We start from the raw sequence: 15,007 nt of genomic DNA on the forward strand, positions 1-15,007 counted from the left end.
GATTTATTTTTTTATGACTTTCATTTCTGCCGGGATATGGAGCATACCACCAAAGTTTTCTTTCAGAAGCTCAACTGGCGTATTCACAGTGAAAACTTTTACGCAGAAGATCCGATCATAAAAATCAGACGAATAAGGTTCAGGCTTGATGCCAATATCGATGCGATATTCTCCCATATAAAAGGGAATGACAAAATCCCAGCTGATGATGACGTGTTCACCAGCTTTCAGACTCTCCAGGCGAGTATCATAATAGTTGGAATTCATGCTCAACACAGGAAAACCATTTTTGTCACCGATCAGCATGCCAACACATGCCTCAGCAGGTACATCTCTGTTGCATCTGATAACAGCCTGAACGGTAACTTTATCTTTCGCGTAAAGGGTAGCAATTTCCTCCCCCTCAGCGTTCAACATTTTGAAATCCAGAAACTCCAGAGCCAGGCTCCCGGCATTCTCCTGTAGGGAATTCTGGCGGAGATTAGGATTAACTGTAATATCAGGATCGAGTTTGTGATTAACAATTAATCCCGTATTTTCCTGCTCTTTAATAGAAATTTTATTTTCCACCAGAGAGTTTTGATAGAGGTCGCAAACTTTTGCCGCGGCACCAAAAGCTTTTACTTCCCCGTCTGCTATATAGACTGCACGAGAACAAAACTGCCTAACCTGGAAAAGTGCATGACTGACAAAAAGGATAGTCACATTGTCTTCAAGCATCTTATTCATGCGTTGCATGCATTTAGCCTGAAAAGCCAGGTCGCCAACGCTGAGTGCTTCATCGACAATCAATATATCAGCTTTAACTGCGGTCGCTACTGAGAATGCTACACGGGCTTGCATACCACTTGAATATGTCCGTACAGGAGAATCGAAGTATTCACCTATACCAGCAAAATTTTCTACATCACGGATGACTTCATCCATATCTTCTTCAGTGATACCCAGGAGTTGGCCCGCTATTACAGCATTTTGCCTGCCGGTAAAATCAGGGTGGAATCCCATACCTAATTCAAGGAGTGCAGCAATACGCCCCTGTGATTTCACCTGTCCTGATGTCGCTGCTGTGGTACCCGTGATGATTTTTAATAAGGTACTTTTACCAGCGCCATTGACGCCAATAATACCAACAGCTTCCCCTTTTTCAATTTCAAAAGAGACATTGTTTAAAACATGTTTTTCATGAAAACGTTTTTTTTTGCCTGGTAAAACCCACTCTAATAGCCGATCAATTTTTCGCGGGTATTGTTTATAACTCTTACTGACGTTTTCAACTTTTATGCTGTACATTATAATTCATCCACCATATCAGCCGCGTGTTTCCGAAAGAGATAAATACCCAACACACAAAATATAACCGCGATAGCAACAGTCCATTTCATAGCAAAAAAGTCTGGTACGGTGTTATGTACAAAAACCTCATGATATCCGTTTATTATGGCTGTCATTGGATTGTAATTTAACCATCTCTGAGCCCAGACAGGAAGTGTTGTATAGACGTACACCACCGGCGTGAACCAAAACCAGAATTGAAGCAGAACGGTGACAAACTGCCCCACATCACGGAAAAAAACATTCAGTACGCCAAGCGTAATGCCAAGCCCGCTCGCGAATAATACCTGAATGATCAATATTGGAATAATATAGAAAAAGTCAACTCCGGGAAAATTCCCCGTCACTGCCAGGAAAAACAAAAACAGTGAGAATATTATTAAGAAGTTAAGTATGCATGATAAAACAATGATGACCGGCAAACAGATTCTTGGAAATGTAACCTTTTTCAACAAATTAGCATTTTCAATAAATACTACCTGCATTCTGGAAAGTATTTCAGCGAATAAACCCCAAGTAAGAATACCGGAACAGAGGTATATACTGTATGCAAAAGGTCCGGTTGCCTGAGGCAACCTGGCCTGCATAAGTTGCGAGAAGATTACGGTATAAACAGTGATCATCGCGAGAGGCTGCAAGACTAACCATGCTGCTCCTAATATGCTCATTTGGTAGCGAGACTGAAAGTCTCTTTTCACACTACTCCATATAAAGCCACGATACTTTAATATCGCTATCAGTATCTCTCTCACTTCTGGACTCCATTTAGTAAAGCTAGAATGTCTGCTGTTTTCTCATTCATTAACGCTGAATTGTTTTTAGATTCGACGTTCAATCTGACTAAAGGTTCTGTATTAGAAGTTCTTAAATTGAAACGCCAGTCAGAGAAATCCACACTGATTCCATCTGTCAGATTTAATACACTTTCTTCAGATACATAGCGCTCTTTAATGATTTCAATCTTTTCTTTTGTATTGGCAACTTTAGAATTAATCTCACCACTGCAGGGAAACGCCTTCATTCTTTCCGAAACCAGCCCGGAAAGCGTCTCTCCTTTCACTGCCAGCAGTTCTGCCACCAGCAACCATGGAATCATACCGCTGTCGCAGTAAGCGAAGTCACGGAAATAATGGTGCGCACTCATCTCACCACCGTAAACCGCGTCTTCTTCACGCATGCGCTCTTTGATAAACGCATGACCGGTTTTAGACATCACCGGAATACCACCCGCTTTGGTCACCACATCAATGGTGTTCCAGGTCAGACGTGGATCGTGAATGATTTTCGCTCCTGGCTCTTTCTTGAGGAACGCTTCGGCTAACAACCCAACGATGTAGTAACCCTCAATAAACTCTGCATTCTCATCAAACAGGAAGCAGCGATCAAAGTCACCGTCGAAGGCGATACCCATATCGGCCTGATGCTCACGCACAGCATCAGAAGTGTCTTTGCGACACTCCGGCAGCAGCGGATTTGGAATACCATTCGGGAAGTTACCGTCAGCTTCATGATGTACTTTGATGAACGTTACTGGCGCATTCGCCTGCTTAAAGCGTTTTTCAATTTCATCAATGATATGACCTGCTGCACCGTTACCGGAGTTGATCACCAGCTTCATTGGTTTAGTGAAGTTGCTCAGGTCGATGTAACCCATCAGGTGATCGACATAGGCATCCACCACAGAAATCTGTTTATAGCTGCCGCGCTTACTCTCTTCTACCGGAGCAAAGTCATTCGCTTCAGCCAGGCGCTGCACGTCACGCAGACCGGTATCACCACTGACCGGGCGAGCACCTTCCCGTACCAGTTTCATGCCGTTGTAGTTCATCGGGTTGTGGCTGGCAGTCACTTCAATGCCACCATCAATCCCTAAATGAAACGTGGCGAAATAGATCTCTTCTGTTCCGCTCATACCAATGTCGAGCACATCGGTGCCCGCATCCCGCAGTCCATTAGCCAGTGCCAGCTTTAACGACTCGCTGGTCAGTCGGACATCACCGCCCACCACGATCGTTTTTGGCCGGATAAATTCACCATAGGCGCGGCCAATGCGGTAAGCGATGTCTTCATTCAGTTCAGTGCCTAACTCGCCGCGGATGTCATAAGCTTTAAAACAGGTCAGTGCTGCCATGATCGTGTCTGTCCTTACTTACTTGCAAACTGTTGTTTAATCAAAATGAGGTCGTCATCACCAAGGTAAGAACCCGACTGGATTTCCAGAAGTTCCAGGGGAATTTTGCCTGGATTTTCTAACGTATGCGGGTGACCGATTGGAATAAAGGTTGACTGGTTTTCTGTCAGCAGCAGGGTTTTATCCTGAATAGTGACTTTCGCTGTGCCTGAGAGGATCACCCAGTGTTCGGTGCGGTGATAATGCATCTGCAGTTCGAAGGCTTCACCCGGCTTAACCGTGATGCGGTTAACGTTAAAGCGGCCAGTGTTAACCACCAGATCGCAACGTCCCCATGGCCAGTAAGTTTCACGATGGCGGCGATATTCGCTGCGGCACTCGTTTTTCAGGAACTCAACCACCCGCTTAACATCCTGTACCTGGTCTTTACGTGCAACCAGCACAGCATCTTTGGTGTTCACAATGACCAGGTTTTCAACGCCGATGGCGGCAACCAGTTGATCTTCACTGTTGATGTAGCAGTTTTTGGTGTTGTGCAGGAAGGTATCGCCCTTCAGCGAGTTGCCGTGAGCGTCTTTGTCGTTTACTTCCCACAGTGCAGACCATGAACCGACATCACTCCATCCGGCTGCCAGCGGGACGACCACAGCGGCATCGGTCTGTTCCATTACTGCGTAATCCACTGACTCGTCAGGACAGGCGATAAAGTCATCTTTATCAATACTGATGAAATCATTGCCTTCTTTCACGTTAGCCATAGCGCGACGGCAGGCTTCCAGAATATCCGGACGGAATTTCTCCAGTTCCTGCAGATAGCGTTTAGCCCGGAACATGAACATGCCACTGTTCCAGTAGTATTCACCGGACTCAAGATACTGCTCAGCGGTGCTCTGATTCGGTTTTTCAACAAAGCGCTGAACCTGATAAGGGCCGCTTTCTGCGCCTGGCAGTGCTTCGCCACGCTGAATGTAGCCATAGCCGGTTTCCGGACCGGTTGGCACGATACCAAAAGTCACCAGCTTGCCCTGTTTGGCATAGGCGGTGGCGACTTTGATAGCCTGATGAAACGCAGCACGGTCTTCAATTACGTGATCGGCGGCCAGCACCAGCAGAACCGGATCATCACCCTGCTCTACGGCGTTCAGCGCAGCCAGCGCGATGGCCGGAGCAGTGTTACGCCCTACCGGTTCGAGAATGATGTTATGGGATAGCTTGTTAATTTGTCGCAACTGCTCGGCAACCAGGAAACGATGCTCCTCGTTACAGATGACCATCGGTGCGCGCGCTTCGACGCCGCTCAGACGATTAACCGTCTCCTGCAGCATGGAGTGCTCACCGTGCAGACAGATGAACTGTTTTGGGTAAAGTTCGCGGGAAAGGGGCCATAAGCGGCTGCCGGTTCCTCCGGCCATGATTACGGGAAGTAACATTCCACATCCTCTAACAAATTTAAACATGCTATGCATATAAGCGGGTCAATTTTTATTCATTATGAATAAACAGCCACGCTACCGCCCCTGGCTTGCAGCAACCAATGCGCTGTGTGATAGGAATCTTACCTTCACAGGTTAGCTTGTCGATGCGCTGATTATATTTTATTCAATCGCATACGGGTTCCGGGATAACACCAAATAGTACATTTTGTGCGGCAAAAATAATATGCCTAATCTTTCATTGCCACTGACAAAACTTAAGAGTGACTAAACATTGATCTCATCCTGCATGAGTAAATGTAATCACTGGCAAAACAGCATAGTAGCGTATGAAGAATCGCGCTTTGCGCCTCTTCACACAGTCGGGTTAGCCGCTATTGTGATTAAACGCTACAGAAGCCAGACCAGGATAATTCCGTATTAAGTCATCAGTCAGTCACAATCTGGCATTGAGGTGAGGAGAGTGAGCAGGAATATGCAATTTCTCTTAACGCAGGCACAAAAAAACCCGGCCTGAGCCGGGTTTTTTGAATTTCATCGCAGACTACCGAAACCCATCCGGGTTCTTGCTCTGCCAGTTCCACGTATCGCGCATCATCTCATCGATGCCGCGCGTCACGCGCCAGTCGAGCGTGGTGTTTGCCAGTGACGCATCGGCCCAGAACGCAGGCAGGTCGCCATCGCGACGTGGCTTGATCTCAAACGGGATCGCCTTGCCGGACGCCTTCTCAAACGCTTTGATCATCTCCAGCACCGAGAAGCCTTTGCCGCCGCCCAGGTTAAAGGCGGTGTAGCCCTCAACTTTGCTCAGATAATCCAGTGCTTTCAGATGCCCTTCCGCCAGGTCAACGACATGGATGTAGTCACGCAGACAGGTGCCGTCTGGCGTATCGTAATCACCGCCAAACACGCCCAGCTTCTCCAGACGGCCAATCGCAACCTGTGCAATGTACGGCAGCAGGTTGTTTGGGATGCCCGCCGGATCTTCACCGATTTCGCCTGACTCATGCGCGCCAACCGGATTGAAGTAACGCAGCGCAATCGCCTTGAACTTCGGCTCAGCTTTGGCGAAGTCGCGCATCACGAATTCGGTCATCAGCTTAGAGGTGCCGTATGGACTGGTGGTGCCGCCAATCGGGGTGGTCTCAACGTAAGGAACCGGGGCATCTGCGCCATAAACGGTTGCTGATGAGCTGAAGATAAAGTTCCAGACGCCGGCATCACGCATCTCTTCCAGCAGCACCACGGTGCCCGCGACGTTGTTCTCGTAGTACTCCAGCGGCATACGCGTAGATTCACCGACGGCTTTAAGCGCAGCAAAGTGGATTACGGCTGAAATGCTGTTGGATGCAAACAGGTCACGCAGACAGGCGCGATCACGGATATCGCCTTCAACGAAGGTCGCTTTTTTGCCTGCCAGTTTCTCAACGCGGTTAATCGCTTCGCGTGAGGCATTGCAGAGGTTATCCAGAACCACAACATCATCACCGCGCTGCAACAGCGCCAGTACCGTATGGGAGCCGATATACCCTGCTCCGCCCGTGACTAAAATTGCCATGTGAGCTCCTTTCAATCTGCCGCGCAGGACGCGGCAAATAAATTACTGTTGTTTTGCGAGGATGGTCTGGATAGCTTCGCGGAAATCGCGACCCTGCGCGTTGCTGCGCAGGCCGTAAGAGACAAACGCCTGCATGTAACCGAGCTTACGACCGCAGTCAAAACTGTGACCGGTCAGCAGCGAAACATCAACGGTTTTATGTTTGCTCAGGCTGGCAATCGCATCGGTCAGCTGGATACGGCCCCATGCGCCTGGCTCAGTGCGCTCCAGTTCGGCCCAGATATCAGCAGAGAGGACATAGCGGCCTACCGCAGCCAGGTCAGAGTTCAGTCCGGCGGTATCTTCAGGCTTCTCAACGAAATCGGTAATGGTGCTGATGTCGCCAGGGTGATCAATCGGCTCAGCAGTGGTGATTACCGAGTACTCAGTGAGATTGGACGCGGGCATATGCTGTGCCAGGACCTGGCTGTGGCCGGTCTCTTCAAAACGGGCAACCATTGCTGCGAGGTTGTAACGCATGTGGTCAGCGGTAGAATCATCCAGCAGCACGTCTGGCAGCACGACCACGAACGGATTATCACCGATCATCGGACGGGCACAGAGAATCGAGTGGCCCAGACCCAGTGGCTGCGCCTGGCGCACGTTCATGATAGTCACGCCTGGCGGGCAGATAGACTGCACTTCGCTCAGCAGCTGACGCTTCACGCGCGCTTCAAGCAGCGCTTCGAGTTCATAGGTGGTGTCGAAATGGTTTTCTACGGCATTTTTCGATGCATGCGTGACCAGCACAATCTCTTTAATACCCGCGGCAACACACTCGTCAATGATGTACTGGATCATCGGTTTGTCGACGACAGGCAGCATCTCTTTCGGAATGGCTTTAGTCGCAGGGAGCATATGCATACCGAGGCCCGCAACCGGGATTACTGCTTTAAGCTTGGTCATATTTATTCCGTTTAATAAAATGAAGATGTGGGTCGATTATGCAGGATCGGCCGGAAGAGCAAGTATAATCTTTATCTGAAAATCGGACAGTAACTCTCTGTCATAACTTGGAAATTCGGCATTTTGCCCATTGCCAGCAACGGCATAAACTGAATAAAGACAATCAGTAATCGAATATCGCCTCTGTTATTTCAACCCCTGGTCGCCGCACGGCTGAGACCAGCCATAAATGAAAACGGGCGACCCTGAGGCCGCCCGTTGATATAACGCAATTATGATTACAACCAGCCTTCAAACCACTCTGGCATCACAAACAGATTAAAGTGATTGACCAGCAGCATTATGCCGACAAATACCACCGATACCACCACCCACTGCCGGGCATAAGGGATAAACCGAATGCCAATTACCGGCTTAATAAAGAACGGATGAGCCAGTGCCGAGATCAGAATCTGCGAGATGGAAAGCGTCAGCGCCACATAGAGCACGTTCGGCCAGATAAAGGTGGTTGCCAGCACCGCCAGAACCACAATACTCGCCACGATGTTCCAGTAGAACTCAACGTTGGTCCGTCCGTTGGCCTGGGAAATTGCCCCGGTCAGTCCGCCCATCGGCCGCAGCATACCAAACAGCAGCATCAGCGGAATCAGATGATAGACCTGCTCGTGGGATGCGCCGTAGAGCACACGAACGATAACCGGCGAGAAGATGCCAATCACCAGGTACATCGCGCTGCTGAACAGCATGATCCCCAGTGTGCCTTTGAGGAACAGCTTCTTCAGCTGCTCGGCATCGTGCTGCTTCTCTGCAAAGCGCGGCAGTGCCAGTCGGTTAATCACCGGCGTCACCAGCTTCAGCGGTTGCAGCACCAGCTCTTTCGCCAGCGAGTAGACACCCAGCATCTCGGCGCCCATCACTTTACCGACCACCAGTGCATCGGCCTGGGTTCGCAGCTGGTTAATGGTCTGCGAGCCGAGCTGATAGCTGCCGTAGCGAATCGCACCGATAAAGGTCGCTTTGTCGAACTCCCAGGTCGGACGCCACGACTTCTCACCCAGCGCAATCATGCAGAGGATGCGGGTAAAGGCGTTGATAAACAGACCGAGAATCGCCGCCGCTACGGTGAGCGAGGTGAACTCCAGCATCGCCACCACACAGAGGAAGGCAAACAGCTTGGTGCCCATCTCAATCTTCGCCAGCGAAACCATCCGCTTGGTTTTGATGTAGTGCGCCTGATACTGCGACAGATGCCCCAGCACCAGGAAGTTGAGGCTGGTCAGCATGATCAGACCCACCAGCTCCGGCAGATGATAGAACCAGGAGACCGGGAAGGCGATCAGCAGCATGATCAGGCCAGTACACAAGCTGAGTGAGACGTTCACCCAGTAGATAGTGCTCTGCTCACGACGGGTAATGTTCTGGCGATGCACCAGATAACTGCTCATCCCCATATCCTGCAGCACACCCGCCACCGCCAGGATGGCGTTGATGATGGCTAACAGACCCAGCTCGTGGGTTTCCAGTTTGCGGGCGAGAAAGCTTAGCTGTGCAACCTGCAGCACTGCCGAGAAGCAGGTGCTGCCGAACAGCCAAATCGCCTGTGACTTAAATCCACTCACACCAGTCGCTCCAGAATCTGTGCCAGTTCGCCGTAGGCGATATGCTGATTAAATTCAGTCTCAACTTTGTGACGGGCGGCCGCGACCACGGGCGCCACATCCACTTCACCCTGAGAGAGCTTCAGCAGCGTCTCCGCCAGCGCCTCAGGATCGTCCTCTTCCACCAGCCAGCCAGAAACGTTGTTTTCGATCAGCTCCGGAATGCCGCTGTGGAAGGTTGAGACCACCGGCAGGCCGACCGCCATCGCCTCCATCAGTGCAACCGGAATACCTTCCATATCGCCATCTGCGGCGGTTTTGGAGGGCAGCAGGAAGATGTCAGCCTCACTCAGCGCGCGACGGATCTCCTCCTGCGGTTTAAAGCCCGGCATGCTGACGCAATCTTCCATCCCCTCGCGGGCGATGAAATCACGCATCATCTCATCCTGATCGCCGTTACCGATAATGGTGTACTGAAACTGACCGCCACGCTGCTTCAGGATGGCGCTGGCTTTGACCGCCACATCCAGCCCTTTCTTCTCGGTCAGACGTGCCACCGAAACGATACGCAGCGGCGTCTGAAACGCCTGGCGCGGCTGGAAGTTAAACTTCTCCGGCTCAATGCCCATACGCGTAACGTGAATTTTTTCCGGCGGGCAGCCCATCTCAATCAGCTTGTTCTTCCACAGATTGCTGATAGGCAGCATCAGCTCACTCTGGCGGAACAGATTCACATAGTCGAGTTTGTGCTCTTCCAGAATGTGACGACGGGAAATATCGGCGCCGTGAAACACGGTCGCCTGTTTACCTTTGAGCACGCCCAGCTCACGCAGCTTGTTCGCCAGCGCACCGGCATAGCCGAAATGCACCAGGAACACATCTGCGGTGAAGGTCTGTTTTGCATTCGCCACAATCGACGGCAGCAACAGTTTGCTGGACTGTGCGCCATAACGGAGCACATTCAGCGAACGCAGCAGCGACGGCTTCGTCACTTTTGGCAGCACCAGCTTGAGGCGCTGGTTCAGCTTATCGACAATCGAGATCTTCTCTTCCGGCAGCAGATAATGCGTCTTCGCCGCCAGACCATACTCATCAAAAGCGGCATGCCGGTTCACTAAATCGCCGGGAAAGACTGAAATAATCTCCACCTCGTAACCGGCATCAATAAAGTGGGTTACCTGATTTAATACGAATGTCTCAGAGGCAACCGGGAAACGCATGGTGAAAAAAGTCAGTTTCATCACATTACCCTAATACTTTGAGAATCTCTTCAGTGATCCGGTTGCCAATTTCCCTTTCATTCGCAACGGCCGTGTCGACCTTGAGCTTGATGTTGTCGTAATCGGCAAGCACAGTTTTCACTTTGTCGATTAGCGAGCCATCCATCAGGCTTTTCACATCGGTTGCCATCTGCGGCAGACCAAGCTGGTTCATCACACCCATCGACTTGTGCTCGTAGTTAATCGCCACAGCCGGGGTGCCAAAGTTCATGGAGATAATCGCCGAGTGCAGGCGGGTACCAATGGTCAGATGGCAATGATTCAGCAGGATGCCCAGTTCCAGGTCATTAAACTCATCCATAATGACATGGTAATGTTCAGGCTGCGTCACGTGGTCACGCAGGGTCAGTGCAACCATGCGGTCATCTTTGGCATAGCTGTCGATGCCGGTACAGGTTGAGAACGCCACAACCTGATAGCCTTCAGCAATCATGGCGTTGATCACCCGGCCAAATGCCGCTTCATACTCTTTCTGCGTCACACCCAGACGTTTATCAAACGGTGCCAGTTCACGCACGGTGATCGCGATGGTTTTACGGCCATCGATAATGCCCTGCCAGTAGAGCAGGTTATGGCTCGGATTTTCGACTTCGCGTGCACGCACCAGGAAAGCGGTATCAACGCCAGACGCGACTTTAGAACTGGTCACGCCATCGCGCTTCATCAGGTCAAGACTGACCGATTCACGCAGCACCAGGCTGTCGACCCGATCAAAGACAAAGTTTGCCAGCGCATTGACGCGCGGGTTCTGGAACGGCCCCACCGAGTGACCGATCAGGTAGATCGGCTTTTTCGCCATCAGTGCACAGAGGGCATGGTCAAACTGGGTCACACCATAGAGGTCAACGAAGAACGATCCGCCAACCTGAATAATCGCATCATATTTTGCCAGACTGTCAGTAAACGCCTTCAGGTGCGGGGGTACAGCGAACGACTTAAAGATCCCGCCCTTGCCCAGATGCGCCATCATGATATCAGGCATCAGGCGGTTCGCGACTTTACGCTTGAACGAACCGACCAGACCTTTACCTGATTTGCTGTTGTGCAGATACAGCGCATCCTGCTTAATATCCTGCTGAAGCAGATAACCGGAGCTGGTTGGATAACGGCTTATAACATCAATTTCTAAATCACTGCGTGCAGACTTCATTGAATCAATCAGTCCACGAAGAATCGCGCCATCCCCGCGATTTCCACACGTATGGTTACCCACCAATAAAATTTTCATAACAACTCCGAATGAATTTTTTTAATTCTGTAAGCCGCCCAGATCCGCAATGGGCAAAATGAACTCTGTTTAAAGTAATGCTTTACGGGATAACGCACCCAAAGGTAGTGCTCCTGTTAAAACCGGCCGCCTCCATTGTGGCGGCCGTGATGCAAGGGATTACGACTTGATTGCGAAGTAAGGCAGTGCGACCTGTTTGCCGTTGATCACGACGGAAACAAAGCCTTCAGGCTTGCTAGTATCGACCTGATCGGCGGAGAGCGGACGGGAAGCCATCAGCAGATCGCCCTGCTCGTTGGCACCCACGCCCGCTTTGCCGTTGTGCAGGCTGAAGCGCTGCGGCGCGCGTTTAGTCGCGTCGCCCGCCGGAGGATTGCCCTTCTCCATCTTCGCGTTAACGCGCGCACAGCGACCGGTGACAAAGCGATCTTTACCGGTGGTTTTCACCAGCACGGCCACCGACGGCGTCCAGCCCGCCAGTTTGACGAAGATGCGGACATCGGTGTCATGCTCAGCCACATAGCGCACATCGACAATCGGGCTGCTGCCTTCGGCCGACCAGCTCGCTTCAGAGCGATCTTTTTTGCGCTGTACGTGGATCATCGCGCGGCCACCGGTGGTCTTGTCACCGATCAGGTCCATCAGCGGCTTATCGCCACTGCCGTTACTGAACTGCGACTGACCAAAAATTTCGATCTCCCACGAATCACCCACGGTCGGGGAGTAGAGACTGCCGAGATCAAACCAGGTTTCCTGATTCGTGTTGTTCTCTAAACGCCAGCGCGAGGTGATGTAGTTGTACTTCAGGCTGCCATCGAGCGCGACGCCATAGGACTCCACACGGGTCGATCCCATCTCCCAGATGCTGAGCAGACGGTCGCCCTGCATGGAGTTGTCGATCCAGCTGCCCGACTGCAGGCTGGTCTGGCGCATATTCAGGCGCGTGTTATGCGCGATCAGCGGATTTTTACAATCTTCCAGGCTCAGCGCATCGACAATCCACTGACCATTGGAGAGATCGCCCGGGTTATCACAATGCTCAATCCAGCCGTTATGGATAATCGACTGGCCGCAGCGCGGCAGGTTGAGGACTTTGCCACCACGACAGTACTGCGCATTGAAGTTCGACAGCTCAATCGCGGTGCTGTGGTCCCATTTGCCCTGCTTCTGACCTGACCAGCCCGATTTGATCACATCGCCGCTGCAGCGTGAGGCGTACCACTGGTCGATTTTACAATCGAGGGTATCCTGCAGGCTGATGGCGGTGCCGCCGACTGCGTTAAAGCGCAGGCAGGCACCACGGAAATATTGTCCGCCAGGGCAGTTGTTATGGAAAAAGCCCTGCTTGTTGGGGCTTTTATCGCTGTTGCCGTTAAAATTCAGGTTGGAAAGCTCAACCCGACGGGCATTCATCTCAAAGACGAACTCTGACTTACCATCCGAGACAATCGTGGTCGCCGGGAAGTAGCCGAAGTTTACCATCGCACCGGACATGCGGAAGAAGTTGAGATACTTATCGCCAAGGTTACAGGCTGAGACCATGAAGGTACCGGCCGGGAACTGGACACAGATCTGCTGGTTTGCCTGCTGTGACCACTGGAACATCGCCATAATGGCGGGTGCCGTATCGGTTTTGCCATCGGCAATCGCACCGAAATCAAACAGGGTCAGGCGGTTAAAATCGTCTACCACGCGACGCCAGGAAAAGCCCTCACCGGCAAAGTTTACGCCGCCATCATTCTGCGCGGGCTGGAAGCTGCCGACAAACTCGCCGCCGCCGACTTCCCGTCCTTCATGCCAGCTTTTCAGCTTAACCTTGGCCCCTTCAAACAGCGGACGGGTTTTGCGTAACTCCGCTACGGACGGGATCTCACCAATCAGCTGATAACCCGCTGGCTGCGCCAGACGCTGGCTGAAATCTGCAGCGCCCGGACGGCTGACATCCGCGATGTTGAACAGCGTCTGACCATTGCTGTCTTCAACTGCCATCGAATGCGACGGATTGGCAATCAGCGCAGCATTGTCCTGAATAAACTGGGCAAAGTTACCTTTGTTCAGCGCGATAGGCTGAGCAATCTCCGACACTTTGCCGCTGGCATCACGCAGGAAGACCGGGATCTGGTTGCCCGGTTTGCTGGCATCTGCACCTGCTTTACCAATCCAGAGTTTGCCTTCAAAACCCTGCCAGAACTGCGGTGGCATGGCGTAGACATTTTCCGGGGTCAGAATTGGCACGTCGCCTTTAGGCACGTCAGTGGCATCAACCGGCTTCAGGGCGATACCGTTACTTTTTGCAGCGTAGCTGGAAAAGGTGCTCACGGAGAGAGCCCCCACCAGAGCGGAGGCGGCGGTCTGTAAAACTTCTCTTCTTTTCATGCATCAATTCCCGTAGTCAATAAGGCCATTGGCCATGGCGGTGTCCCTGAGGCACGTCGCAAGTGAGCTTTTCCAGCTCCGGTTAAACCAGTGACAGCCAGCTTTGCTTAATCTGATTACCGTCGAATTTCAGCGCGGTCTGTTTCGTTTTTTCGCTCATGGCATAGAACAGCGCTTCATCGCTGGCGAGCTGCTCCATTCGGGCCAGAAACGTGGCTTTGTCGTTCATCGGAACCAGGAAACCATCTTCACCGTGATTGATGATCTCCTGTGGACCGGTCGGGCAGTCATATGCCACTACCGGCAGTGACCAGGATTTTGCTTCCAGCAGCACCAGTGGCAATCCTTCATAGCGCGAGGTCATCAGCGCCATATCGCTGTCGCGATAGTAGTCGTTGATATTGCTGACCTTACCGACAAACTTCACGCTGTCGGTGATGCCCAGCACCGCCGCCTGGTCATGCAACTGTTGACGCAGTTCACCGTCACCGGCAATCACCAGCGTCCAGTCAGGATGGCTGCGGGCGAAGTCGCGCCAGATATCCAGCATCAGGTCAAAGCCCTTCTGGTTATCCAGTCGGCCAACTGCCAGCGCCTGGCGATGACGTGTCTGGCGCTGATAGTCTTTGTAAACCACCGGGTTGGGGATTTGCTTGCTGGGAATGCGCCAGCGGCTGAACACCTGATGATCTTTGTCGGTCAGAACAATCACGCGGTCGTAGTAGCGCAGCAGCAGAAACTTGAGGAACTTAATCGGTTTGCTGAAGGAGTTAATGGCGATGTGTTCGCAGGCGTAGGCTTTGCCCCGCTTCTTCTTCATCGCCAGCAGATTCCAGAAAGCGAACATCACGCTCAGGCGACCCATGCTGATCAGGAAGACGGTATCGAAACCCTCTTCGTGAATCCGGGCAACCGCGCTTTTGATCGGATTGCTCTGCCCTTCAAAGCTGACGATCTGTTTGACGTGCTCAAACGGGTAAAAGGTTTTTCCACTGCCTTCCAGCGAGTAGATGGTGACTTCATGGGTCTCGCCAAGACACTCTGACATGAAGTTACAGATGTTCTCGGTGCCCGCATACGAATAAGCATCTTTGATCACCAGGACAATTTTTTTCATGAAACGCTA

Annotated in this window: 11 protein-coding genes; all 11 read right to left on the reverse strand. The window is 51.6% G+C overall.

Going from position 1 to position 15,007, the window contains the following annotated elements:
• Positions 1–3 precede the first annotated feature (3 nt).
• Complete coding sequence (locus tag AC6I8B_RS12770; RefSeq protein ID WP_157352594.1) at positions 4–1,290, reverse strand: ABC transporter ATP-binding protein; 1,287 nt, start codon at positions 1,288–1,290, stop codon at positions 4–6.
• Positions 1,290–2,084 carry an ABC transporter permease gene (locus AC6I8B_RS12775; RefSeq protein WP_332837849.1) on the reverse strand — a complete coding sequence of 265 codons (795 nt, stop codon included), beginning with the start codon at positions 2,082–2,084 and terminating at the stop codon, positions 1,290–1,292. Before AC6I8B_RS12775 ends, AC6I8B_RS12770 begins: the two co-directional genes overlap by 1 nt.
• The gene (gene cpsG / locus AC6I8B_RS12780; RefSeq protein ID WP_157352597.1) at positions 2,081–3,463 is read right to left on the reverse strand and encodes a phosphomannomutase CpsG; all 1,383 of its coding nucleotides are present in this window, start codon (positions 3,461–3,463) and stop codon (positions 2,081–2,083) included. The genes AC6I8B_RS12775 and cpsG overlap by 4 nt, the downstream gene beginning before the upstream one ends.
• A gap of 14 nt (positions 3,464–3,477) precedes the next feature.
• Positions 3,478–4,893 (reverse strand): mannose-1-phosphate guanylyltransferase/mannose-6-phosphate isomerase, encoded by a 1,416-nt coding sequence (locus AC6I8B_RS12785; RefSeq protein WP_122888695.1) that lies wholly within the window; start codon positions 4,891–4,893, stop codon positions 3,478–3,480.
• Positions 4,894–5,440: 547 nt separating this feature from the next.
• The gene (galE, locus tag AC6I8B_RS12790; protein WP_010670976.1) at positions 5,441–6,454 is read right to left on the reverse strand and encodes a UDP-glucose 4-epimerase GalE; all 1,014 of its coding nucleotides are present in this window, start codon (positions 6,452–6,454) and stop codon (positions 5,441–5,443) included.
• A 42-nt stretch (positions 6,455–6,496) separates the two neighbouring features.
• Positions 6,497–7,399 (reverse strand): UTP--glucose-1-phosphate uridylyltransferase GalF, encoded by a 903-nt coding sequence (galF, locus tag AC6I8B_RS12795; RefSeq protein ID WP_010248118.1) that lies wholly within the window; start codon positions 7,397–7,399, stop codon positions 6,497–6,499.
• A 278-nt stretch (positions 7,400–7,677) separates the two neighbouring features.
• Positions 7,678–9,018 carry a lipopolysaccharide biosynthesis protein gene (locus AC6I8B_RS12800; protein ID WP_332837850.1) on the reverse strand — a complete coding sequence of 447 codons (1,341 nt, stop codon included), beginning with the start codon at positions 9,016–9,018 and terminating at the stop codon, positions 7,678–7,680.
• On the reverse strand, positions 9,015–10,238 hold the full coding sequence (locus tag AC6I8B_RS12805) for a glycosyltransferase (protein WP_157352603.1): 1,224 nt from the start codon (positions 10,236–10,238) through the stop codon (positions 9,015–9,017). The genes AC6I8B_RS12800 and AC6I8B_RS12805 overlap by 4 nt, the downstream gene beginning before the upstream one ends.
• A 4-nt stretch (positions 10,239–10,242) precedes the next feature.
• The gene (gene wcaK / locus AC6I8B_RS12810) at positions 10,243–11,505 is read right to left on the reverse strand and encodes a colanic acid biosynthesis pyruvyl transferase WcaK (RefSeq protein ID WP_010248124.1); all 1,263 of its coding nucleotides are present in this window, start codon (positions 11,503–11,505) and stop codon (positions 10,243–10,245) included.
• Positions 11,506–11,664: 159 nt separating this feature from the next.
• Positions 11,665–13,881, reverse strand: coding sequence for a phage tailspike protein (locus tag AC6I8B_RS12815; RefSeq protein ID WP_033772202.1), 2,217 nt, complete (start codon positions 13,879–13,881; stop codon positions 11,665–11,667).
• Between the two features lie 82 nt (positions 13,882–13,963).
• Positions 13,964–14,998 carry a glycosyltransferase gene (locus tag AC6I8B_RS12820; protein ID WP_157352605.1) on the reverse strand — a complete coding sequence of 345 codons (1,035 nt, stop codon included), beginning with the start codon at positions 14,996–14,998 and terminating at the stop codon, positions 13,964–13,966.
• Positions 14,999–15,007 lie beyond the last annotated feature (9 nt).

The organism is Pantoea sp. X-Soil-ISGK-285 (assembly GCF_059730815.1).